General features: G+C 68.7%; 20 protein-coding genes. 6 read left to right on the forward strand and 14 right to left on the reverse strand.

The window, feature by feature from the left end; genetic code table 11:
- Positions 1–136 precede the first annotated feature (136 nt).
- From HWX07_RS04385 to HWX07_RS04400, 4 genes are all read right to left on the reverse strand, one after another.
- The gene (locus tag HWX07_RS04385; protein ID WP_175875318.1) at positions 137–469 is read right to left on the reverse strand and encodes a sugar ABC transporter ATPase; all 333 of its coding nucleotides are present in this window, start codon (positions 467–469) and stop codon (positions 137–139) included.
- A 262-nt stretch (positions 470–731) separates the two neighbouring features.
- Positions 732–1,061 (reverse strand): hypothetical protein, encoded by a 330-nt coding sequence (locus tag HWX07_RS04390; RefSeq protein ID WP_175875319.1) that lies wholly within the window; start codon positions 1,059–1,061, stop codon positions 732–734.
- 175 nt (positions 1,062–1,236) lie between these two features.
- Positions 1,237–2,796, reverse strand: a complete 1,560-nt coding sequence (locus tag HWX07_RS04395; RefSeq protein WP_175875320.1) for a DHA2 family efflux MFS transporter permease subunit — start codon at positions 2,794–2,796, stop codon at positions 1,237–1,239.
- A gap of 383 nt (positions 2,797–3,179) precedes the next feature.
- Complete coding sequence (locus tag HWX07_RS04400) at positions 3,180–4,091, reverse strand: LysR family transcriptional regulator (protein ID WP_175875321.1); 912 nt, start codon at positions 4,089–4,091, stop codon at positions 3,180–3,182.
- 146 nt (positions 4,092–4,237) lie between these two features.
- On the opposite strand from HWX07_RS04400, the gene HWX07_RS04405 reads away from it, so the two are divergent.
- Positions 4,238–6,268 carry an FUSC family protein gene (locus HWX07_RS04405; protein ID WP_175875322.1) on the forward strand — a complete coding sequence of 677 codons (2,031 nt, stop codon included), beginning with the start codon at positions 4,238–4,240 and terminating at the stop codon, positions 6,266–6,268.
- Between the two features lie 24 nt (positions 6,269–6,292).
- Here HWX07_RS04405 and HWX07_RS04410 read toward each other — a convergent pair whose 3' ends face one another.
- Entirely contained in the window at positions 6,293–7,213 is a 921-nt protein-coding gene (locus HWX07_RS04410) for a bestrophin family ion channel (protein WP_124699527.1), read from the reverse strand.
- A gap of 12 nt (positions 7,214–7,225) precedes the next feature.
- Positions 7,226–9,550 carry an FdhF/YdeP family oxidoreductase gene (locus HWX07_RS04415; RefSeq protein ID WP_175875323.1) on the reverse strand — a complete coding sequence of 775 codons (2,325 nt, stop codon included), beginning with the start codon at positions 9,548–9,550 and terminating at the stop codon, positions 7,226–7,228.
- A 152-nt stretch (positions 9,551–9,702) separates the two neighbouring features.
- On the opposite strand from HWX07_RS04415, the gene HWX07_RS04420 reads away from it, so the two are divergent.
- On the forward strand, positions 9,703–11,124 hold the full coding sequence (locus HWX07_RS04420; RefSeq protein ID WP_175875324.1) for a PLP-dependent aminotransferase family protein: 1,422 nt from the start codon (positions 9,703–9,705) through the stop codon (positions 11,122–11,124).
- A gap of 55 nt (positions 11,125–11,179) precedes the next feature.
- On the opposite strand, the gene HWX07_RS04425 is transcribed toward HWX07_RS04420, so the two are convergent.
- Positions 11,180–12,421 (reverse strand): mechanosensitive ion channel family protein, encoded by a 1,242-nt coding sequence (locus HWX07_RS04425; protein ID WP_175875325.1) that lies wholly within the window; start codon positions 12,419–12,421, stop codon positions 11,180–11,182.
- Between the two features lie 462 nt (positions 12,422–12,883).
- Here HWX07_RS04425 and HWX07_RS04430 point away from each other — a divergent pair, with 462 nt between their 5' ends.
- On the forward strand, positions 12,884–14,602 hold the full coding sequence (locus HWX07_RS04430; RefSeq protein WP_175875326.1) for a SulP family inorganic anion transporter: 1,719 nt from the start codon (positions 12,884–12,886) through the stop codon (positions 14,600–14,602).
- 12 nt (positions 14,603–14,614) lie between these two features.
- Here the strand turns inward: HWX07_RS04430 and HWX07_RS04435 are convergent, their stop codons facing one another.
- A complete protein-coding gene (locus HWX07_RS04435) occupies positions 14,615–15,490 on the reverse strand; it encodes a LysR substrate-binding domain-containing protein (RefSeq protein ID WP_175875327.1) in 876 nt (291 codons plus the stop codon).
- Between the two features lie 42 nt (positions 15,491–15,532).
- Here HWX07_RS04435 and HWX07_RS04440 point away from each other — a divergent pair, with 42 nt between their 5' ends.
- Positions 15,533–16,186, forward strand: coding sequence for a LysE family translocator (locus HWX07_RS04440; RefSeq protein ID WP_171984474.1), 654 nt, complete (start codon positions 15,533–15,535; stop codon positions 16,184–16,186).
- A gap of 69 nt (positions 16,187–16,255) precedes the next feature.
- Here HWX07_RS04440 and HWX07_RS04445 read toward each other — a convergent pair whose 3' ends face one another.
- The 6 genes from HWX07_RS04445 to HWX07_RS04470 all read right to left on the reverse strand — a co-directional run bounded on the left by HWX07_RS04445 (position 16,256) and on the right by HWX07_RS04470 (position 20,666).
- Positions 16,256–17,677, reverse strand: a complete 1,422-nt coding sequence (locus HWX07_RS04445) for a DHA2 family efflux MFS transporter permease subunit (protein WP_175875328.1) — start codon at positions 17,675–17,677, stop codon at positions 16,256–16,258.
- Positions 17,674–18,237: an isochorismatase family protein gene (locus HWX07_RS04450; RefSeq protein ID WP_175875329.1), complete on the reverse strand. Its 564-nt coding sequence runs from the start codon at positions 18,235–18,237 to the stop codon at positions 17,674–17,676. The genes HWX07_RS04445 and HWX07_RS04450 overlap by 4 nt, the downstream gene beginning before the upstream one ends.
- Positions 18,238–18,302: 65 nt before the next feature.
- Positions 18,303–18,758, reverse strand: coding sequence for a MarR family transcriptional regulator (locus HWX07_RS04455; RefSeq protein WP_175875330.1), 456 nt, complete (start codon positions 18,756–18,758; stop codon positions 18,303–18,305).
- A gap of 71 nt (positions 18,759–18,829) precedes the next feature.
- Positions 18,830–19,063, reverse strand: a complete 234-nt coding sequence (locus HWX07_RS04460; RefSeq protein ID WP_175875331.1) for a hypothetical protein — start codon at positions 19,061–19,063, stop codon at positions 18,830–18,832.
- Between the two features lie 44 nt (positions 19,064–19,107).
- Positions 19,108–20,190 (reverse strand): serine hydrolase, encoded by a 1,083-nt coding sequence (locus HWX07_RS04465; RefSeq protein WP_175875332.1) that lies wholly within the window; start codon positions 20,188–20,190, stop codon positions 19,108–19,110.
- 197 nt (positions 20,191–20,387) lie between these two features.
- Positions 20,388–20,666 (reverse strand): hypothetical protein, encoded by a 279-nt coding sequence (locus tag HWX07_RS04470; protein ID WP_175875333.1) that lies wholly within the window; start codon positions 20,664–20,666, stop codon positions 20,388–20,390.
- 51 nt (positions 20,667–20,717) lie between these two features.
- Here HWX07_RS04470 and HWX07_RS04475 point away from each other — a divergent pair, with 51 nt between their 5' ends.
- Together HWX07_RS04475 and HWX07_RS04480 are read left to right on the forward strand one after the other, a co-directional pair.
- Positions 20,718–21,593, forward strand: a complete 876-nt coding sequence (locus HWX07_RS04475; RefSeq protein WP_175875334.1) for a LysR substrate-binding domain-containing protein — start codon at positions 20,718–20,720, stop codon at positions 21,591–21,593.
- A gap of 71 nt (positions 21,594–21,664) precedes the next feature.
- Entirely contained in the window at positions 21,665–21,949 is a 285-nt protein-coding gene (locus HWX07_RS04480) for a transcriptional regulator (protein ID WP_175875335.1), read from the forward strand.
- Positions 21,950–21,980 lie beyond the last annotated feature (31 nt).

A 21,980-nucleotide genomic window follows, 5' to 3' on the forward strand; every position in this document is an offset into this window, starting at 1 on the left:
GCGGGCTCCGTTGAAAGGGAATCGTGGGTGCGATTCTCTCATCGACGGCCGCCCGGATGAAAATATTCGGCAGGCGCGCCGGCGGGTTGGCGCGCACGAGCGAGCCGGGCGGGCACCCGGCATCGGCGGGTTCGGATCAGATCGCGCAGCGGGCGACCGCGAAGCGCATCGCTTCCTCGGCCGGTTCGTTGCCCGAGCCGCGCACGACCTTGATCACCGAGCCGTTGCCCGACGGCGTCAGCGTGACGAAGTACGAATTCGAGCCGACGGAGATATCGGTCACGCCGTTGTGCTGCGATTGTTCGGTGCCCGACAGGCGGTCGTCGAGGCAGTTCGCGACCGCGTAGGCCGGACGTTGCGACGACACGTAGATCATCGGTGCGGCACCCGAGCTGGCCGAGTCGGACGAGGGGGCGGAACCGCAGGCGGTGAGCAGGGCGGCGGGCAGGAGCAGCAGGAATCGTTTCATGGTCGGTCGTCGGGTATCTCGTATCGAGGCTGGGGCGCGGGGTGGCGAAACGCGAAGCTTCGCGACGAAACCGCCCGGAATCGGGCCGTTTTTGACGGACGACGAGACGGCAGGCGGCTGACGACGGAGTATACCCGCAGCATTCGACGCCGTCGGCGCGTTGAAACGATTCGATACACAACCAGGACAAGCACCCGCTGCCGCATCGCGACAGCGGGCGTTTCAAGTGGTGGCGAATGGGCGCTTGCCGGTGTTGTCGTCGTTATTGGCCGATCTTGTTGCCGACCGCATTTTCCTGCTGGTTCAGCACGTGCTTTTCGCTCTTCGTGATGTGGCCGTGATCCTGCGCGGCCATGTCCCGCTCTTCCCGGCGGATCTTGCGGTCGTCGCGGTGCAGGCGCGCGGCCTGGGCGTGCGACATCTCGCCTTCCTTCACTTCGTGATGGATGCGGCGATTCTGGTTCGCGAGGCGCTGGTTGACCTCTTCGCGGCGCGGATGCGCCTGTTGCCACGGCGTGTCGGCGAACGCGGCGCCGGTCAGCACCGACATCAGGGTGGCCGCGATCGCGATTTGGCGGGTGAGAGCTCGCATGGTGTTTTCTCCTGTCGTTGCGCTCCGGAATCGTGAGCGCATGACGAAAAAACGCGGCGCGGGCACGGACTGTTGACGTTTCCGCCTGTATCGATTGCAAGTCTTTATTACGCCCGCCGGTGGCGGCGCGAGCCCAGGCGCGCGGGGCGCGGGGGCGGCGCCGCAGCGCATCCGGTCAATGCGCGCCGGCCGCCGCCGCATCGGCATCGCCGCCACCCGAGCGCGCCGGTTTCGTGATCCAGATGAGCGGAATGATCGCGATGAAGATGATCGCCGACACGTAGAAGATGTCGTTCAAGCCCATCACGGCCGCCTGCGAATCGACCGACGCATTGAAGAACGCGAGCGCCGAATCGGGGCTCAGGTGCAGCAGTGAACGGGTCGTGTCGAGCTGCTGCGTGAAGACCGGATTGGTGACGCTCGCCTGTTCGGTGAGCCGCACGTGGTGCAGGATCGTGCGGTCGTTCCACGCATTGCTGATCAGCGACGTGCCCACCGCGCCGCAGAACGTGCGGCCGAAATTCGACAGGCCGGCCGCGGCCGGAATCTTTTCCGGCGGCAGCCCGGACAGGATGATCGACGTCAGCGGCACGAAGAACATCGCCATCGGAATGCCTTGCAGCAGCGTCGGCAGTACCAGATCCCAGTGCGACACGTCGGTGTAGAACGTCGTGCGCATCATGAACACGACCGCGAAGCCGACGAATGCGAGCGTCGCGATATAGCGCGGATCGGTGCGCGGCAGCAGGCGCCCCATGACCGGCGTGAGCAGGATCGCGAACACGCCGAGCGGCGCGGTGGCGAGCCCCGAATCGACCGCGCGGTAGCCGAGATAGCCCTGCATCCATTGCGGCAGCAGCACGAGCGTGCCGAAGAACATCCCGTACGCGACGGAGATCGCGATCGTGCCGCCCGCGAAATTGCGCTGGGTGAAGAGGCGCAGGTCGACGATCGGATTGGCTTCGTTCAGTTCCCATACGAGGAAGAACGCGAAGCCGATCAGCGCGACGATGCCCAGCGCGACGACGACGGGCGAGTTGAACCAGTCGAGATCCTTGCCCTTGTCGAGCATGATCTGCAGCGAGGCGACCCACAGCACGAGCAGCAGCAGGCCGACCGTGTCGATCGGCAGGCGGCGCGTGGCGGATTCGCGATCGCGGAACACGAACCACGTGACGGCCGCCGCGAAGAAGCCGACCGGAATGTTGATGTAGAAGATCCACGACCAGTTGTAGTCGTACGTGATCCAGCCGCCGAGCGACGGCCCCGCGATCGGCCCGACGAGCGCCGTCATCGACCACAGCGCGAGCGCCGTCGCCGACTTCTGCCGTGGCCACGCGCCGAGCAGCAGCGCCTGCGACAGCGGCGCGAGCGGCCCCGCCACCGCACCTTGCAGGATTCGCGCGGCGAGCAGCGTGGGCAGGTTCGGTGCGATACCGCACAGCCACGACGCGAACACGAACAGCAGGATCGACGTGACGAACAGGCGTACCTGGCCGAAGCGCTGCGTGAGCCAGCCGGTCAGCGGAATCGACACCGCGTTCGCCGCTGCGAAGATCGTGATTACCCACGTGCCTTCGTCGACCGACACGCCGAGGTCGCCCGAGATCGTCGGGATCGCGACGTTCGCGATCGACGAATCGAGCACGTTCATGAACATCGCCAGCGAAACCGCGATCGTGCCGATGACGAGCCGGCCGCCCGACAGCGGGCCTGAAGACGAGGGACAGGACATGGCGTTCCTGCGTGATGGACGAAGGCCGTACGGCGCGTGCCGTTCGCCGCACCTGCACGCGACGTGCAGGCGCGCGGCGAAGCGCGCAACGGACGGATGCACGCACGCCGCACGGCGGCCCGGCGAGGGGTGCCGTCGCGTGCGGTGTACGGTTCGATCGGTGAATCGGAATGGCGAAGCCGTGACGGGCTTCGGGACGCGGGCCGGCCGGTCAGGAAGGCGCGACGCGCGTGATGCGTCGGCGGCCAGCGCTCAGGTGGCCGCCGTAGCGTGTGTGGTGATTTTTCATCGCCACAGGCTAACGATGCGGCGAGCGGCGATCAACGCTCGCATGCTCATTAATTCCTTTCCTGCACAGCAATAATGCAGCAGACATGCATCGGTTACAGGCTCTGCGACGCGGTCCGCCACGCGGTGAAGACTTCCGTCAGGAACTCGACGAACGCGCGCACCTTGCTGTCGAGCGTCGCGCGCTTCGGGTAGAGCGCGTGCAGCTCGACGTCGTCGGTGCGATGCCAGTCGGGCAGCACGATTTCGAGTTCGTTGCTCTCGAGCCGCCGGGTGGTGAAGTGGGTCGAAATCAGTGCGATGCCGCCGCCGCTCGCGGCCTGGCGCAGCACCGTGACCGATTCGTTGGAGATCAGCACGGGCCGCACCGGCACGTCGGCGACGTCGCCGGCGGCGTTGGTGAGGCGCAGCGTCAGGCCCGGCGTGTCGCGGCCGACGAACAGGATGTCGTGATCGGCGAGATCCTGCGGCGTGCGCGGCCGGCCCGCGCGGTCGAGATAGTGCGGGCTGGCCGCGAACTTCGCGTGCGACCAGCCGAGCGAGCGCGCGACATAGCCGGAATCGCTCAGCACGCCGGTGCGCAGCGCGACGTCGAAGCCGTGTTCGACGAGGTCGAGCGCGCTGTTGTCGTAGATCAGCACGAGCTGGACCAGCGGGTAGCGCCGGCGAAACTCGGCGAGCGCCGGCTCCAGTTCGAACAGGCCGATCGCGTAGGGCACCAGCACGCGCAGCGTGCCTTCGGGTTCCGTGCGCAGCGCGCGCACCTGGCGGTCCGCGTCGAGCAGGATCTCCTCGGCGCGCAGGCAGCGTTCGTAATAGTCGCGCCCGGCTTCGGTGACGGACACGCGGCGCGTCGTGCGGTACAGCAGCTGGACGCCGAGGTCGTCCTCGAGCTGCTTGATCTTGCGGCTCACGCGGCTGAGCGGCATGTCGAGTTGCGTGGCGGCGGCGGTGAAACTGCCGCGCTCCACCACGCGCAGGAATATCCGGATGCTCTCGAGGTCCATGCGATTCGTTTCAATGTTCGGCCTGCGCGCATCTTACCGTCACGGACCGGAACGCTGCAGGTCGAGCCGATTATCCCGCCCGCTGCAATAACGCATCCCGCCGCTGCCCCGTAGTGGCGCGCGGGGCGCGACCGTATGCTCGCCGCATGAAATTCGCCTTCCCCAGCATGCCGACGCTCGCGGCCGTCCGGGCCGCGCTGCGCGACGCGCGCCCGGCGCTGCCGCCCGGCGCGCTTGCCTTCGCGCTCCGCAATACGGCCGCCTCGCTGCTCGCGCTCTATATCGCGTTCCGGATGAATCTCGACGATCCGAAATGGGCCGCGTCGACCGTGTGGATCGTCGCGCAGGGCAGCCGCGGGATGGGGCTGTCGAAGAGCCAGTACCGGATTCTCGGCACCGCGATCGGGGCGGCCGTCGCGCTCGCGCTGACCGGCGCGTTCGCGCAGACGCCCGAGCTGTTCCTGCCGGCGCTTGCCGCGTGGATCGGCCTGTGTGCGGGCGTCGCGACGTTCCAGCGGAATTTTCGCGCGTATGCGGCGGTGCTCGCCGGTTATACGGCCGCGATCGTCGCGATGGATGCGGTATCGGCGCCGCTGCATGCATTCGATATCGCGGTCGCGCGGTTTCTATACGTCGTGGTCGGCATCCTGTGCGCGGCGCTGTTCGACACGGTGTTCGCGCCGGGCGCGCCGCTGCAGGACGTCCGGACGCGGCTCGCGCGCTATCTCGAGCGGGCGGCGGCGCTCGGCGCGGGCGCGCTGCGCCGCGAGCCGAACGGCGCGGCCGTGCACCGGCTGTTCGCGGACGCGCTCGAACTCGACACCGCGGCGGAATATGCGGCGGCCGGCGCACCGCCGGTGCGCAGCGCGATCGGCCATTTGCGCGCGGCGGCGCTCGGCGTGCTGACGGCGCAAGCGGCGGCGCAGGCGATCCGCGAGCACGCGGCGCGCGCGCACGATGCGTCGGACCCGCTGGTCGACGAGGTCGCGCGCGTGCTCGACGGTATCGCCGCATCGGGCGACGCGCAGCCGAGGATGGCCGCACTGCGCGCACGCGTGGGCGATGCGCTGCGTGCCGAGGCCGCCGCGCCGGCTGCGCCGGACACGTCGCGCCTGCTCACGCTCGATCGGCTGGCGGCGCTGCTCGGCGGGTTCGAGCGCGCCTTCGCGAGCCAGGCGCTGCTCGAGCGGCCCGAACTGCCGCCTTCGCGGGTGCGCTACGCGTTCCACCGCGATCCGGTGCTCGCGTGGCACAACGGCATCCGCGCGTTCATCGCGGTGCTGGCCGCGTCGGCGATCTGGATCTTCACCGCGTGGCCGGCGGGCGGCGGGTTCGTCGCGATCACGGCCGTGGTCGGCGCGCTGTTCTCGACCCGCCCCAACTCGGTGCGCGCGGCCATCGGCTTCCTGAAAGGCTCGGCATGCGCGGCGGTAGCCGGTGTCGTCTGCAACTTCATCCTGCTGCCGGCGGTGTCGGGCTTCGAGATGCTCGCCTATATCCTCGGCGTGTTCCTGATCGGCACCGGGATCGCGATGCGTCATCCGCGCACGGCCGCGATGGGCAGCGCGTTCTCGATCTTCTTCTGGAATTTCACGTCGCCGGACAACACGACGCGCATCGGCGACGCCGCATTCCTGAACAGCGCGCTCGCGACGATGCTCGGCATCGCGTTCGGCGCGCTGATCTTCGCGCTGGTGTTTCCCGGCGATCCCGGCACGAGCCGGCGGCGTCTGCACCGCGCAGTGCGTCGCGATCTGGCGGAGATCGCGCGCGATCCGGGGGCGTGGCACGCAAGTGCGTGGCTGAGCCGCACGGCCGACCGTCTCGCGCGCGAGCTCGGTTTCGCGGGCAGCCTGCCGCAGACGCTGATCGAGCGCGACATGCGCGACCTGCTCGCGATCTGGGGAATCGGCGACAGCCTGCTGTCGCTTGCCGAACTGGCCACGCACGAACCGGTCGCGCGCCGCGTGGCGGCGGTGGTGCGCGCTCGCGTCGCACGGGCGGATTTCACGCGGCTCGAACAGACCTGCGACGCGGCGGCCCGCCTGTTGGGCGGTCGCATGGCCGCGCGCGACGGCGACGCGGCGCAGGCGTTGCTGAACGGCATCGTGCTGCTGCGGCGGATCGCGGACGCAACCGCCGAGCACGGCGGCTTCCTGCGCGGCCGCCGCGATTGAGCGGCGCGAGTCAGGTGAAGCGAGTCAGGTGAGGCGGTACGACGGACCGGGCGTCACCTCGGCCGGCAGCGGCTCGCGGTTCAGTTCGAGCAGCGTGCGCTCGATCTGCCGCGTCATCGCATCGAGCGCGAGATGGTTCGGCCCGTCGCCGAACGGTTCGGCGATCGCATGCGCGATCGCGTCGAGCGCGATCAGCGTATAGGCGACGAAAACCGTGACGAAGGGTGTCGCCGCGCCGATCGAATCGACGAGGCCGAACGGCAGCAGCACGCAATACGCATAGATGGTCCGGTGCAGCAGCACGTCGTATGAAAACGGGATCGGCGTCGACGCGATGCGCTCGCAGCCGCTCACCATCGCGACGAGATCGTCCAGGCGCGCATCGAGCATCCACAGCCGCGTGTCGGCGAGCTGGCCCGCATCGGCGCGCGCGGCGAACGCTTCGCGCAGCGCGTGCACGATGACGACCGGGCGAAACCGGGAAGCGGCGACGCGCGCATAGGTAGCGCCGTCGAGCAGCCCGCGCAGGTCCGCGGCCGGATCGGTGCCGCGCAGTTGATGCTTGAGCGTGTAGACGAATGCGACGACCGTGCGCACGAACGCGCGGCGCGATGCGTCGTCACGGTCCACCGCGCCATAGCAGAGCGCCTGCGACACCAGCGTGCGCGTGGCGGTCAGCACGCCGCCCCACAGTTGCCGGCCCTCGCGATAGCGTTCGTAGCTGGCGTTGTTGCGAAACCCGGCGAAGATCGCGAGCGTCAGGCCGATCAGCGTGAACGGCGTCGGATTCAGCGGCACCTTCTCGCCGAGCACGCGGCCGCCGCCCCACACGGCGACGAGGCTGATCGCGAGCGTCAGCACGAGCTGCGGCAGGATGGTCGGCAGCACCGAGCCGTTCCAGACGAGCAGCATCCGCAGCCAGTGCTCGCGCGGACGAACGATCATCGGCGTGCTCCGTCAGGCGGCGATCGAGGCCGGCGCGGCCGCGCGATGCAGCAGCACGGGCACCGATTTCGACGTCGGCGTGTTGCACACGTCGCCGACGCTGTCGAGCGGCACGAGCGGATTGGTTTCCGGGTAGTACGCACCGATGCAGCCGCGCGGGATGTCGTATTCGATGAGCAGGAAGCCCGCGGCACGCCGCTCGATGCCGTCGTGCCACACGGTTTCCATGTCGACCCATTCGCCGGCTTTCAGGCCGAGCATCGCGAGATCGTCGCGGTTGACGAACACCACGCGGCGCTGGCCGAACACGCCGCGGTAGCGGTCGTCGAGCCCGTAGACAGTCGTGTTGTATTGATCGTGCGAGCGCGTCGTCATCAGCGTCATCAGCCGGTCGCCGTGCAGCGCGCGGGCACGCTGGATCGGCGTGTCGGTCGGCAGCGCGTGCGCGATGAAGTTCGCCTTGCCCGTCGGCGTGGCCCATTCGCGGTCGCGCGAGGCCACGCGCAGATGGAAGCCGCCGGGCCGCGCGATGCGCGTGTTGTAGTCGTAGAAGCCGTCGAGCGTCGCCTCGATCGCATCGCGGATCTTCGCGTAGTCGTCCTTGTACGCGAGCCAGTCGATCTTGCCGCTGCCGAACAGCGCGTGCGCCATGTGCGCGACGATCGCGGGCTCCGACATCAGGTTCGGCGAAGCCGGCTTGTTCATCCCGTACGACACGTGGACCATGCTCATCGAATCCTCGACCGTCACGCCTTGCGCGACGTTGTCCTGCAGGTCGATCTCGGTGCGGCCGAGCGTCGGCAGGATCAGCGCGTCGCGGCCGTGGATCAGATGGCTGCGGTTCAGCTTCGTCGTGATGTGCACGGACAGTTCGCAGCGGCGCATGCCTTCCCACGTGCGCGGCGTGTCGGGCGTCGCCATCGCGAAGTTGCCGCCGAGACCGATCAGCACCTTCACGCGGCCGTCGAGCATGCCTTCGATCGTCTCGACGACGTCGTAGCCGTGATGGCGCGGCGGTTCGAAATCGAACACGTGGCCGAGCCGGTCGAGAAACGCCTGCGACGGCTTTTCCTCGATGCCGACCGTGCGGTTGCCCTGCACGTTCGAATGACCGCGCACCGGGCAGAGGCCGGCGCCGGGGCGGCCGATGTTGCCGCGCATCAGCATCAGGTTGGTCAGCATCTGCACCGTCGCGACCGAATGCTTGTGCTGCGTGATGCCCATCCCCCACGTCGCGATCACGCGTTCGCTGCGCGCATAGAGCTGCGCGAGCGCGTCGATCTGCTCGTACGGCACGCCGCTTTCGGCCGTCAGCGCGGACCAGCTTTCGGCGCGCAGATCGTCGGCGAACGCGTCGAAACCGGCCGTGTGCTCGCCGATGAACGCGGTGTCGAGCACACGCGGCGCACCGGCGGCGCGCGCGGCGTCGTCGAGTTCGAGCACGCGCTTGGCCATCCCCTTGATCAGCGCGAAATCGCCGCCGATCGTCGGCTGGATGAACGTCGATGCGATCTTCGTGCCCGACATCGTCAGCATCTCGAGCGGGCTTTGCGGATCGGCGAAGCGTTCGAGGCCGCGCTCCTTCAGCGGGTTGATCGACACGATCGTCGCGCCGCGCTTCGCGCACTCGCGCAGCTCGCCCATCATCCGCGGGTGGTTGGTCGCGGGGTTCTGGCCGAAGATCAGCAGCGTGTCCGCATGCTCGAAATCGTCGAGCGTGACCGTGCCCTTGCCGACGCCGACCGACGCCGGCAGCCCACGGCTCGTCGCCTCGTGGCACATGTTCGAGCAGTCGGGGAAGTTGTTGGTGCCGTACAGGCGCACGAACAACTGGTAGAGGAACGCGGCTTCGTTGCTGGCGCGGCCGGACGTATAGAACGCGGCCTGGTTCGGGTCGGGCAGCGCGCGCAGGTGGCGCGCGATCAGCGCGAACGCGTCGTCCCATGCGATCGGCACGTAGCGGTCGGTTTGCGCGTCGTAGACCATCGGGTCGGTGAGCCGGCCATGCTGTTCGAGCTCGAAATCCGACTGTTCGAGCAGTTCGGTCACCGTGTGCGCGGCGAAGAAGTCGGGCGTCACGCGCTTGCTCGTCGCTTCCGCGGCCACGGCTTTCACGCCGTTCTCGCAGAATTCGAACGTCGATGCGTGCTGGCGGTCGGGCCACGCGCAACCCGGGCAGTCGAAGCCATCCGGCTGGTTCTGGCGCAGCAGCGTGCGGTAGTTGCCGCCGGCGACCTTTTCCTTGATCAGGTTGATCGTGACGGCTTTCAGCGCGCCCCAGCCGGCGGCCGGGTGGGTGTACGGTTCGATGCGCGCGGTGGCGGATTTCTTTTTCATGATGCGGGTGTCGGGGTCGATGGGTGCAGAGTACGCGCGGCCCCCGTCCCTCTGTGTGTACACCTGTTCACTTCAAAAAAGAGTACAGTTTCGGCCATTCATACAGTGCGGATCGCAACTGTGTTGCTGAAGGGAAGCTGAAAGGGAGGCGCGTGAAGCGTTACGAACAACTGGCCGACGATCTCCAGGCGCAGATCGAGCGGGGCGTGTACCGGCCCGGCGAGCGGATTCCGTCGGTGCGGCAGGCGAGCCGGCAGCAGCAGCTCAGCGTCACGACCGTGCTGCGCGCGTACCTCGTGCTGGAAAGCCGCGGCCTGATCGAAAGCCGGCCGCAGTCGGGCTACTTCGTGCGGGCGCGCGCGGCGGCGCCGGCCGCGGCCGAGCTGCATGTCTCCGCGCCGGCTGCCGAGCCGTCGGCCGTGGACGTGAGCCGGCTCGTGCTGTCGACGCTGCGCTCGATCGCGCGCGACGACGCGGTGCCGCTCGGCTCGCCGTATCCCGACGCGTCGCAGTTTCCGGTGCAGCGCCTCGCGCGCTATGCGCAGGCGATCGGGCGGCGCCGCACGCGCTGGGGCGTGATCGACGACCTGCCGCCCGGCAACCAGGAGCTGATCCGCCAGATCGCGCGGCGCTATGCGGAGCGCGGGGTCGCGGTCGAGCCGGGCGAGATCGTGATGACGATCGGTGCGACCGAGGCGATCAACCTGTGCCTGCAGGCGGTCGCGAAACCGGGCGACACGATCGCGGTGGAGTCACCGACCTTCTACGCGATGCTGCACGCGATCGAGCGGATGGGCATGCGCGCGCTGGAAGTCGCGACGCATCCGGGCGACGGCATCGATCTCGACGCGCTCGGGCGAATCCTCGCGAACGAGCGCATCGCGGCATGCATGGTGATGCCGAACTTCCAGAATCCGCTCGGCTTCCAGATGCCCGATGCGCGCAAGCGCGCACTGGTCGAACTGCTCGCGAAGCACGGCGTGCCGGCGATCGAGAGCGACGTCTATCACGAGTTGCACTTCGGCGATACGGCGCCGAGCGCGCTGAAGTCGTTCGATCGCGACGGGCTGGTGCTGCATTGCGCGTCGTTCACGAAGAGCCTATCGCCGCGCTACCGGATCGGCTGGGCGATGCCGGGCCGTTACCGCGACCAGGTCGAGAAGCTGAAATTCCTGAATACGCTCGCGACGCCCGCGATCGAGCAACTCGCGATCGCCGAGTACCTGAAACACGACGGCTACGATTTTCACCTGCGGCGCATGCGCAAGCAGTATGCGCAGCAGGCGAGCCTGATGAGCGCGATGGTGCGGCGCTTCTTCCCGGAAGGCACGCGGCTGTCGCAGCCGCAGGGCGGGTACGTGCTGTGGGTCGAGCTGCCGCCGCAGGTCGATGCGATGAAGCTGTACACGCTGGCGCTCGCGCAGCGGATCACGGTCGGGCCTGGGCACATGTTCTCGGCCGGCACCGATTACCGGCATTTCATCCGGCTCAACTACAGCTACCCGTGGTCGCGGCAGATCGAGGACGCGCTGAAGGTGCTGGGGCGGCTCGCGTCGGAGTGCGCGGCGCGGTGAGCGTTGCCGCCCGCCGGCAAGGCAGGCGGCCGGCGGCCTGCCGCCGTGGCCGGTATCACGCCGCGCGCGGCGCCTGCAGCCCGGCTTGCGCGGCGTCGACCATCTGGCGCATGTCGAAGCCCGACGGATGCTGGTACACACGCAGCCCGAACTCCGGCAGCACCGCGATCAGGTGGTCGAACAGGTCGGCCTGGATGGTCTCGTAGTCGACCCACGTCGTCGTATCGGTGAAGCAGTACAGTTCGAGCGGAATGCCTTCGGCCGTGAGCGGCAGTTGTCGCGCCATGTTCGTCATGTCGCGGCGGATGCGCGGATGGCCCTTCAGGTAGTTCGCGACGTACGCGCGGAACGTGCCGAGATTCGTCAACTGGCGGCGGTTCGCCGGGCACTCGCCGGCCGCGCCGAGCGTACCGTTCCATTGCTCGATCGCGTCGACCTTGTCCTCGAGATAGTCCTTCAGCAGCGTCAGGCGTTCGAGCCGTTCGATCTCGTCGTTCGTGAGAAAGCGCACGCTGGTCGCATCGATGAACAGCGCGCGCTTGATGCGGCGCCCGCCCGCCTCGGTCATGCCGCGCCAGTTCTGGTAGCTCTCGGTGATCAGTTTCCAGGTTGGCACCGTGATGATCGTGTGATCGAAGTTCGCGACCTTGACGGTATTCAGCGTGATGTCGATGACCGTGCCGTCCGCGCCGGCCGACGGCATCGTGATCCAGTCGCCGATCCGCAGCATGTCGTTCGACGACAGTTGCACGCCGGCGACGAGGCCGAGCAGCGTGTCCTTGAAGATCAGCATCAGCACCGCGGACATCGCACCGATGCCGGACAGCAGCAGGCCGATCTGCTTGCCGGTCGCATCGCCGATCACGACGAGCGCGGCCGTGATGAACATCACGAGCTTGACGAGCTGCATCGCGCCTTTCAGCGACAGGCGCGGCTGATCGCGTTGAGCGGTGCGGTGCGCGTGTTCGAGCGCGGACAGCGTCGCGCTGATGGTCATCGTCACGAGGAACACGATCAGCGCGAACAGCACCTTGTCGACGACCTGCGCGACCAGGCCGGGAATGCCGGACACGGCGCCGAGCCCGAGCTTGATCACGACGAACGGGACGATGCGATTCAGCCAGGTGAAGGCGCCGAATTCGAACAGCGCGTCGTCCACGCGCGTGGCGGACAGCCGCGCGAGCCGCGCGACCACGCGAAACAGCAGGAAGTGGACGACGGCGGTGATCGCGCCGGCGGCGGCGAGCAGGACGAGGATGCCGACGAGCGGCGCAAACCAGGATTCGTTCAGGGTCATAGGGAGGACAGGGGCTTTCTCGTGCGTTGAATCGGCGCCGCGATGCGGCGCGCGCCCGATGAAGGGCACATGAAAGGGACCGTGATTGTGCCATCGGGTTCCGGATGCGTGCCGTGAAGGCGGGGCGAGTGGCTCCCGAATCGGCTCACCGTTGTGCAGGTGTCCTCTGCATCAGGGTGGGGGCGAGCCTCGAATCGACATCACCACAAGCCGGCGCGCGAGCCGGTGGCCGGACGCGTCGCTCGCCAGCATGCAATCGGCCGGAAGCCATGACGGCACGCCTTTGCGCTTCGCTACGCACGATCCGCGATCCATGCAATCATGCGGACGTCGCAGGCGTCGTCGGTGTGCTGCTCGCGTTGGCGTGCGGCCTGTCCGGCCCGTCCGGCGACGGTGAGCGACAGGCGACACCGTCGCGCACCCGTTCGTGGCCCCCGTCACTCGACTTCACGCATTTCACCCATGCAAGATTTCAACGAAAGCCGTCCGTCACGCGTGCGGCTGCTGAAAGGCATCCTCCCGGTCCGCCGTGCGGCGGCGATGCGCGACATTTTCGCGGGCATGTCGCTCGCATCGATGGACATCCCGCAGGTGCTCGGCTACGCGCGCATCGCCGGCATGCCGGCCGTCACGGGGCTCTACACGGTGTTCCTGCCGCTCGTTGCGTTCGCGTGCTTCGGCGCGTCGCGCCATCTCGTGGTCGCCGCCGATTCCGCGACCGCGACGATTTTCGCGAGCCGGCTGTCGTCGATGGCGCCGGCCGGCAGCGCCGAGTATGCGGCGCTGGCGGGCATGGTCGCGTTGCTGACCGCCGCGATGCTGCTGCTCGCACGCATCTTCAAGCTCGGTTTTCTCGCCGATTTCCTGTCGCGCACGGTGCTGGTCGGCTTCCTCGCCGGCGTCGGCGTGCAGGTATCGATCGCGATGCTCGGCGACATGCTCGGTTTGTCCGTACCGTATCCGGCGTCGCGCAGCCTTGCGCAACTCGACTACGTCGTCACGCACCTGGTTCACGCGCACCGGCCGACGCTCGCGCTCGCGGCGCTCGTCGTCGGCGCGATTCTCGCGTGCAGGCGGTTCCTGCCGCGCGTGCCGATGCCGATGATCGCGGTCGCGGGCAGCATCGCCGCGAGCGCGGCGTTCGGTTTCGCCGCGCATGGCATCGCGGTGCTCGGACCCGTGGCGGGCGGCCTGCCGCCGCTGCGCTGGCCGTCGGTCACGTGGCAGCAGTTCCTCGATCTCGTGCCGGTCGCCGCTTCGTGCTTCGTGATGATCATCGCGCAGAGCGCGGCCGCCGCGCGCGTGTTCGCGCAGCAGTACGGCGAGGACGTCGACACCAATGCCGACATCCTCGGGCTCGCGGCCGCGAACGCGGCGGCGGCGCTCGGCGGCGCGTTCGTCGTCAACGGCAGCCCGACGCAGACGGCGATGGCCGACCGCGCGGGCGTGCGCAGCCAGATCGGCCATCTCGCGTTCGCCGCCGTCGTGGGCATCGTGCTGCTGTTCTTCAGCCCGTATTTGCAGTATCTGCCGCATGCGGTGCTGGCCGGCATCGTGTTTACGATCGCGCTCGGGCTGATCAACGTGCGCAGCCTCGCGGCGATCCGCGAGGAAAGCCCCGGCGAATTCACGCTTGCGCTGATCACGGCCGCAGCCGTCGTGACGCTCGGCGTCGAGCAGGGCATCCTGCTGGCGGTCGCGCTGTCGCTGATGCGGCACGTGCGCCACAGCTACCAGCCGCACACGATGGTGCTCGAACCGGTCGCCGGCAACGGGCGCTGGCAGCCGGTGCCGACCCGGCGCGGCGCGATGACGGCGCCGGGGCTGATCGTCTACCGGTTCGGCGCCGACCTGTTCTTCGCGAACGATCACCTGTTCGCTGCCGAAGTGACCGAACTCGTCGACGCGGCGCCGGTGCCGCCGCGCTGGTTCGTCGTCGACGCGGGCGCGATCACCGATGTCGACTATTCGGCCGCGCGGACCTTGGCCGATCTCGTCAGGGCGCTGCATGCGCGCGGGATCGGCGTGCTGTTCGGGCGCGTGAACCGCTATCTGCGTGCGGACATGGATCGTCACGGGATCACCGACGTGGTCGGCGCATCGTGCATCTTCGCCACGCTGCATCAGGCGCTGGAGGCGGCGGGCACGACACCCGCGCCGCAGGAGCCGGGCACGGTGTAGCGCGATGCGGCGCTACGCGAGCGCGCGCAGGCGCGCGAAACCGTTGCGCAGGTAGCGGGCCAGTTCCGTCGCGGCCGGCGTGTGCTGGCCGCGCGGCACATGCAGGTTGATCGAGAAATTCGGCAGGGCGGGCAGGCCGCCGCCGGCCGGCAGGATATCGAGGTCGGGCGGCACGGTGGACGCGAGCCAGACGGTTACGGCGAGATCGGCGCGCACGGTCGCGGCCGTGGCATCGAAACTGCCGTTCTCGAACACGGTGCGCCACGGGCGATCGCAGCCGCGCAGTGCGTCGAGCACCGTCGGGCGGAATGCGCAGGTCTGCGCGACCATCGATACCGGCAGCGGCGAGTGCCGGTGCGCGGTGCCGCCTTTCGCGCCGACCCAGACCAGCCGGTCGACGGCGATGCACTCGCCTCGCGACGCGCCGACCGGGGCCTCGATCAGCGCGACGTCCAGGTTGCCGTGCGTGAGCCCACGCCGCAGCTCCGGCGACGCCGCGCACACGAGCGTGAGCGCGACCTGCGGATGCGCGTGGGTATAGCTTTTCAGGATCGGCGCGAGACAGGTGCCGACCAGATCCTGCGGCGCACCGATACGCACGGCGCCTTCCACCGCGCCGGCGGTCAGTTCGGCGAGCAGCGCATCGTGGGCGGCGAGCAGCCGTCGCGCCTGTTCGAGCAGCCGCTCGCCTGCCGCCGTCAGCAGCAGGTTGCGATGCTCGCGGACGAACAGCGGGCCGGACAGCATTTCGAGCCGCGCGACCTGCTGGCTGATCGCGCCTTGCGTCAGGTGCAGCGCGTGGCCGGCCGCCGTCATGCTGCGATGATCGGCGACCGAGACGAATGCGCGCAGCAGCGCGAGGTCGAGATTGCGTGTCATGCGTCGCATTATGATCGCTAATGGCAGGCATCAAAATGTTTCGCTGTCGTAATGCAAGGATCGCAGGTAAAAACGGGGCTTCGATCAAGACGACCGGGAGCCCTCGTGCCGCTTCACGACTATTTGCCGCTGGTGCTGTTCGTGATCGTGTCCACCGTCACGCCAGGTGGCGCGACGACGCTGGCGACCGCATCGGGCGCCCATTTCGGCTATCGGCGTTCGCTGCCGCTGATGGCGGGCATCGCCGCGGGCCTGGCGTCGATGGCGGCGGCCGCCGCCGCCGGGCTCGGCAGTGTGCTGCTCGCGCTGCCCGCGTTGCAGCTCGTGATGAAGGCGGTCGGCTCGGCGTACCTGATATGGCTGGCGTTGCGCATCGGCCGTGGCGGCAAGCCGCGGCTCGATGTCGACGTGCACCGGCCGCAAGGGTTCGTCAGCGGCGTGTGGATGCTGTGGCACAACCCGAAAGGCTGGGCGATGACGCTCGGTGCGGCCGCGTCGTTCGCGGCGCTCGCGTCGGGGCCGGCGCGGCTCGGCGTGCTGCTCGGCTTTGCATTCGGCGTGGCGGCGATGGCGTCGTTGTCGCTGTGGTGTTTCGCCGGGCTGCTGTTCGCACGCGTGTTGCGCACGGAGCGGCAGTGGCGCTGCCTGAATGCGGGGCTCGGCGTGCTGCTGGTGGCGTCGATCGTGCCGATGTGGCTGCCGTAGCGGGACGCCGCGCACGCGGTGCGGCGCGGCCCGGGTTCAGCGCGAACCGGCCGGTGCGTTGCCCGTTCGTCAGCCGCCGCCTGCACCGGCCGAGCGCAACGGCAGCCGCAGCGTCGTCGCGAAGCTCGCCGCATGCAGCGCGCACAGCAGGCCGAACGCCCACGCATACGCGACGGCCTGCGTGCCGGCCGACGCCGCCTCGGCCTGCAGCCGCCACGCGAGGAACAGCGTGCATAGCGTGGTGAACGTCGGGCCGCCGAGCCGCTGCACGATATTGAGCGACGTGGTCGCCATCGGCAGGTCGCGGCGTTCGACCGATGCATACGCGGCGGCGATCGACGGCGCGCCGATCGCGCTCTGGCCCATGCCGCGCAGAAACAGCGCCGGGACGAGCACGCGCGGATCGTAGCCGGTCAGTGCGAGGAACACGAGCGGCAGCGTGGCGACGAGTGCGAGCAACGCACCGGCGCCGGCCAGCCGGCGTACGCCGAACCGGCTCGTTAGCGCGCCCATCGACGGATAGGTGACGAGCATGCCGAGCCCCAGCGGCGCGAGCAGCCAGCCCATCTCGCCCGGCGAGCGTCCGCATGCCTGGATCAGGAACACCGGAATCAGCATCTGGCCTGCATACAACGCGCCGTTCGACAGGAACTGCGTGCCGGCTGCCGCGCCGAACACGCGCGAGCGAAACAGTGCGAGATCGATCAGCGCATGTTTGCGCTGGCGGCGCTCGAAGCGCAGGAACGCGACGAGCAGCAGCACCGAACCCGCGACCGCCGCGATGCCGGGCACCGAGCCGATCCGCTCGATGCCGTACAGGAACAGCACGAGGCCCGGCGACAGCAACGCAAGGCCGATCCAGTCGAGTGCGCGCCGCGGCGCATCGTCCCGGTCGCCGGGCAGGAAGCGCGCGGCCAGTGCGAGCGCGAGCGCGCCGACGGGCAGGTTCACCAGAAACAGCCAGCGCCACGACGCGTGCTGCAGGATCGCACCGGCCACGACCGGGCCGAGAATCGGCGCGAGCAGCACCGGCACCGCCGCATAGCCGATCACGCGCGCCATCTGCTGACCGGCGACGCGCGCGATCATCATCTGCGCCATCGGCGCGAGCAAGCCGCCGCTGACGCCTTGCAACACGCGAAACGCGATCAGCGACGGCGCGGACCATGCGAGCCCGCACAGCGCCGACGTGAGCGTGAACGCCGAGAAGCACCACAGGTACAGCGCCTTCGCGCCGATGCGGTCGACGAGCCAGCCGCTCAGCGGCAGCACCAGCGTCAGCGCGAGCAGGTAGCCGCTCGTCACCCACTGGATCGTCGCCAGGCTCGCATGCAGATCGGTCGCGAGGCTCGACAGCGACACGTTGACGATCGTCGCGTCGAGCTGCGACAGCAGCGAACCGAGTGTCGCGACCGCGCTGACTTTCCAGATCGTCGGGTCGAGCCGGCCGGCCGCACGGCCCGGCGCCGGCTGGACGCGTGGGTCGCTCACGCGCCGCGCCGGTCGAGCAGCGCGACGATGTCCTGCGTCGTACCGGTCTCGCCGAGGCGCGGGAACAGCCGCTCGATGCTGTTGACGTGCGCATCCGCGTTGAGGTCGGTCATCGCGTCGACGGCCAGCGTCACGTTGTAGCCGAGCTCGTAGGCCTGCCGCGCGGTCGATTCGACGCCGATGCTCGTCGCGACGCCCGCCAGCACGATCTGCGTGACGCCGGCTGCCTTCAGGTGCGCGTCGAGACCGGTGCCGGTGAAGGCGCCCCAGGTCCGCTTCGTCACGACGTGGTCGCCTGGCTGACGGTTCAGTTCGGGTACGAGTTCGGTCCAGTCGGCCGGAAGCTGCGCCGTGCGCGGCGCTTGCTCGGTGCGGCCCGGTGCGCCGCCGGCGACGTTGACCAGCACGACCGGCAGGCCGCGGCTGCGAAAGGCGTCGAGCAGTTCGCGGGCGTGGGCGATCACCGGCGCGACCGGGTGCGCGGTGGGGAGGGCGACGATGCCTTTCTGCAGGTCGATGACGACCAGCGCCGTGTTCGTGTCGAGACGGGTTGCGCTCATGATGGGGCTCCTGGGGAAGGGCGAAGAAAGCCGTGCGCGAATGCTGCGTGGCGCACCGGCCGGATTCATTGCTCGCCGATGCGGCGGATCAACGGGATGGCCGCGGCCAGCGTGTCGATGTCTTGCGGATCGAGCTTGTCGATCGCCGCACCGAGCCACTCGTGTTTCGCGGCGTGGCGCTTGCGTTGCGCATCGAGGCCGGCGGCGGTGAGTTTGAACAGAATCTGGCGGCCGTCGGTCGGATGCGGCTCGCGCTCGACGAGCGCGTCTTCCTCGAGGCTCGCGAGGATCGCCTTCATCGACTGCGGCTTCATCGCTTCGGCGCGCGCGAGATCGGCCGTCGTCATCGGCCCGTGCCGGTGGAGCCGCGCGAGCGCGCTCGTCTGGGACATGCCGAGCCCTCCGGAATCGATCTCGGAGCGCAGCCGGCGGATGAGCTGGCCGACCGCGAGGGTCAGGTCGGCGGCGACGGTGTCGGCGGAAGCGCCGGGTTTGCGTGGCGGGTTCATGCGGCGAAGCATAGAACACGACAGTTAAACTTGCAAGTTTAACTGTCGAATTGATCGCCGGCTGGCGGTGCTGTCCGACGCGACTACGTGCGTCGGGGAGCGACTGGTACGACTTCGCTGTATCGCGGGGTTGCGTTTTCGTGCAGCAGATCGCCGAGGTACTGGCCGAGTTCGTCGGCGGTGAGCGTGGACGGGATCTGCAGATTGGCGGGGCGCCGCTTGCCTTCGGCGCCGAGATCGAACACGGCCCAGCGGCCGTCCGTGCGTACGACGGCGAGCAGCCGGCCGAAGGCGTTGAAGCGGTATTCGTGCTGCATCGCGTCGCTCCCTTGGCGTGGACGTGCCGGCTGCCCGTGTGCGTTTACTGGATCGAACAGGACAGCCAGCGATGGATTTTGATTGCGTCGCTCGATACGCCGGCACGGGTCGGCGCGCCGAGCAGCACGACCGTTTCGCGGCGGCCTTTCACGCGCATGCGCATCACGACGCCGTGCCCCGATTCATTGATGAAGCCGGTTTTCTGCAGCCGGATCGGCAGGCGGCGATAACGAACCAGCGGGTCGGAATTCACGTACACGAGTTCGCCGTCGCCGGGGCGCACGGTGGTCGACAGGTCCGTCGAGAAATAGCGGATCAGCGGATCCTGCGCGGCCGCGCCGACGAGCCGCGCGAGATCTTCCGCCGTCGATACGTTGTGCGGCGACAGGCCGGTCGGCTCGCGGAAGTGCGTATGCCGCATGCCGAGCCGGCGCGCTTCGCGGTTCATCGCCTTGACGAACGCGGCGCGCCCGCCCGGATAGTCGCGGCTCAGCGCGGCGGCCGCGCGGTTCTCCGACGACATCAGCGCGATATGGAACATCTCGCGGCGCGACAGTTCCGAGCCGACCTGCAGGCGCGAACCGGTGAACTTGATCGTGTCGCGATCGCGCGCGGTCACGCGCAGCACGCCGTTCAGCGGACGATCGGCGTCGCGCGCGACGACGGCCGTCATCAGTTTCGAGATCGACGCGATCGGCCGGACGGTGCGTGCGTTGCGCGCCAGCAGCGGGGTGCCGGAGTCGACGTCGAGCACGTAGGCCGCGCGTGAATGCAGCGAACCGGCCGCGCGCGGGGTGTAGCCGCAACTGGCGAGCAATTTCGGTTTCGCGGGCGGGCGCGGCCGCACGGCGGTCGTGCGTTTGGCGCGCCGCTGCTGCGGCGCGGGCGCCGCGTGGCGTTTGGCCGCTTGATGCGTCACGCGCGAGCGGCGATGCTTGACGGCCTTTTTCTTGCGATGGGGTTTCTTCTTGACGGCCTTCGTATGGGCATGCGGCTGCGCATGCACGGTGCGATGCGGCGGCACACGCTGCGCGGACGCATTCGTGGCGAGTGCGAGCAGCAGGAACGACAGGGCGAGGATCAGGGTGGTCCGGGCGCGAGGCAGGCGCGCGATGAGGCCGGTCAAGCGAAAGTCTCCTTTTCACGCGCGATGCGGCTGCGCGGGATGCGTGGGTGGTCGGCGGGTGCGGGAAATTATACGGTCGATCGCGCGGCGATGACGATGGTATGACGCGCAATGATGCGTGATACGGGAGGATTCCGGTCGTTTTCGCGCCGCCGGGCAGCGGTGCGGGTGGAGAGAAAGGCGGGCGGGTGCGCGGTTCAGCGCGGCCAGTTCCGCCGCGACACGACCGCGAAACTGATCGCGATCGAACCCGTCACCGCGCGTGGCGGCGCGTCTTCAAGCGCATCGCCGAAGCGAAAGCGGCGGCTGCGCCCGTCCGTGTGTTCGGCACGACGTTTCGGTGCGCGGGCATCGGCGGCACCGGTGCATGCGTTTGCACCTGCCACATCGCATGGTGGCTCGGCCACGCAGTCTGCCGTTGTATCGAGGGACATGAAGGTGAATTCCGGGAAGGGCATGTCCGTATTGAACGCCATTGCGTTCGATCGGTAAAATGAATATTTCGATCATTAAGATTCCGTTAAAGAATGGAACTGAAACTGCTTCGCACGTTCCTGACGGTCACCGAGCTGTGCCATTTCAGCCGCGCGGCCGATGCGCTGCACATGAGCCAGCCTGCGCTCAGCAAGCAGATCGGTGCGCTGGAGGCAAGCCTCGGCGGCAAGCTGTTCGAGCGCGGCCGGCATGGCGCGGAACTGACGCCGTTCGGCGAACGCTTCCTGACCGACGCGCAGGCGCTGGTGCGCGATGCCGACGAAATCCTGGCGCGTGCGCGGGAAGCGACCAGTGGCCAGCGCGGGCATTTGCGGCTCGGCATCTGCCTGTCCGTGCTGACGCTCGTGCCGAAGCTGATCGCCGAGTTCCGCCGTTGCAACCCGGGTATCGCGGTGACGCTGAGCGACCTGTCGTCGTCCGAACAGACGCGCCGGCTGCGTGCCGGCAAGCTCGACGCCGGTTTCCTGCGTCTGCCGTCGGACGACGGCTTGTCGTCGTTCAAGGTGATCGATGAAGCGCTCGGGCTCGCCGTGCCGCCGCATCTCGGCTTCAAGCGCGTGCCGGCCAACCTCGACGTGCTCAACGAGATCGGCTTCATCGCGCTGCAGCGTGCGCGCGGCCCGGGGCTGGCCGCGCAGATCGACCGGTGGTGCGTCGAGCGCCGCTTCGTGCCGCACGTGATGCAGCAGGCGGAGGACGTGCAATCGGTGCTGACGTCGGTCGCGGCCGGCGTCGGCGTCGCGTTCATCCCGTCGAGCGCGCGGTACCTGTTGCGCGACGCGACGGTGCTGCCGCTCGACGGCCGGGACGCGAAGTGGCGCGTGGGGCTCGCGTGGCTGTCCGATCGCGACGATCCCGTCACCGCGCGTTTCGTGTCGTTCATGCGCAGCGCGCTCAAGGGCGCGTGACGCGGCGTATAGTGTCCGCGATCGTTTTCTCCCTGCATGCCGGCGCGACGCCGGCCGACGAACCCGAACCGATGACTTCCGACACCGACGAATCCCCGCTCGATCCCGCACTCGTCGCCACGCTCGCGACGCTGAACGAAGCCGCCAGCGATCCGGCCGGCAAGACGTGGTCGCTGCCGAAGATCGCGAAGCGCGCGCAACTGCCGATGAGCACGCTGCGCCGCGTGCTGACGCAACTCGACGCCGCCGGCCTGAGCGCGACGACGCTGAACGAGGACGGTACCGGCAGCGCCGCGCTGACCGACGAAGGGCGCACGGTGTGCGCGCAGCTGTTCGGTGCGAGCGACGCCCGCTGAATGAAAAACGGGCCGCTGATGCGGCCCGTTG

It is taken from the genome of Burkholderia sp. BCC0097 (assembly GCF_902832985.1).
Lineage (GTDB): Bacteria > Pseudomonadota > Gammaproteobacteria > Burkholderiales > Burkholderiaceae > Burkholderia > Burkholderia orbicola.

Coding starts and splice junctions, on each gene's coding strand:
- HWX07_RS04385 (WP_175875318.1), bottom strand. CDS start 469: ATGAAACGATTCCTGCTGCTCCTGCCCGCCGCCCTGCTCACCGCCTGC.
- HWX07_RS04390 (WP_175875319.1), bottom strand. CDS start 1,061: ATGCGAGCTCTCACCCGCCAAATCGCGATCGCGGCCACCCTGATGTCG.
- HWX07_RS04395 (WP_175875320.1), bottom strand. CDS start 2,796: ATGTCCTGTCCCTCGTCTTCAGGCCCGCTGTCGGGCGGCCGGCTCGTC.
- HWX07_RS04400 (WP_175875321.1), bottom strand. CDS start 4,091: ATGGACCTCGAGAGCATCCGGATATTCCTGCGCGTGGTGGAGCGCGGC.
- HWX07_RS04405 (WP_175875322.1), top strand. CDS start 4,238: ATGAAATTCGCCTTCCCCAGCATGCCGACGCTCGCGGCCGTCCGGGCC.
- HWX07_RS04410 (WP_124699527.1), bottom strand. CDS start 7,213: ATGATCGTTCGTCCGCGCGAGCACTGGCTGCGGATGCTGCTCGTCTGG.
- HWX07_RS04415 (WP_175875323.1), bottom strand. CDS start 9,550: ATGAAAAAGAAATCCGCCACCGCGCGCATCGAACCGTACACCCACCCG.
- HWX07_RS04425 (WP_175875325.1), bottom strand. CDS start 12,421: ATGACCCTGAACGAATCCTGGTTTGCGCCGCTCGTCGGCATCCTCGTC.
- HWX07_RS04430 (WP_175875326.1), top strand. CDS start 12,884: ATGCAAGATTTCAACGAAAGCCGTCCGTCACGCGTGCGGCTGCTGAAA.
- HWX07_RS04435 (WP_175875327.1), bottom strand. CDS start 15,490: ATGCGACGCATGACACGCAATCTCGACCTCGCGCTGCTGCGCGCATTC.
- HWX07_RS04440 (WP_171984474.1), top strand. CDS start 15,533: ATGCAAGGATCGCAGGTAAAAACGGGGCTTCGATCAAGACGACCGGGA.
- HWX07_RS04450 (WP_175875329.1), bottom strand. CDS start 18,237: ATGAGCGCAACCCGTCTCGACACGAACACGGCGCTGGTCGTCATCGAC.
- HWX07_RS04455 (WP_175875330.1), bottom strand. CDS start 18,758: ATGCTTCGCCGCATGAACCCGCCACGCAAACCCGGCGCTTCCGCCGAC.
- HWX07_RS04460 (WP_175875331.1), bottom strand. CDS start 19,063: ATGCAGCACGAATACCGCTTCAACGCCTTCGGCCGGCTGCTCGCCGTC.
- HWX07_RS04470 (WP_175875333.1), bottom strand. CDS start 20,666: ATGGCGTTCAATACGGACATGCCCTTCCCGGAATTCACCTTCATGTCC.
- HWX07_RS04475 (WP_175875334.1), top strand. CDS start 20,718: ATGGAACTGAAACTGCTTCGCACGTTCCTGACGGTCACCGAGCTGTGC.
- HWX07_RS04480 (WP_175875335.1), top strand. CDS start 21,665: ATGACTTCCGACACCGACGAATCCCCGCTCGATCCCGCACTCGTCGCC.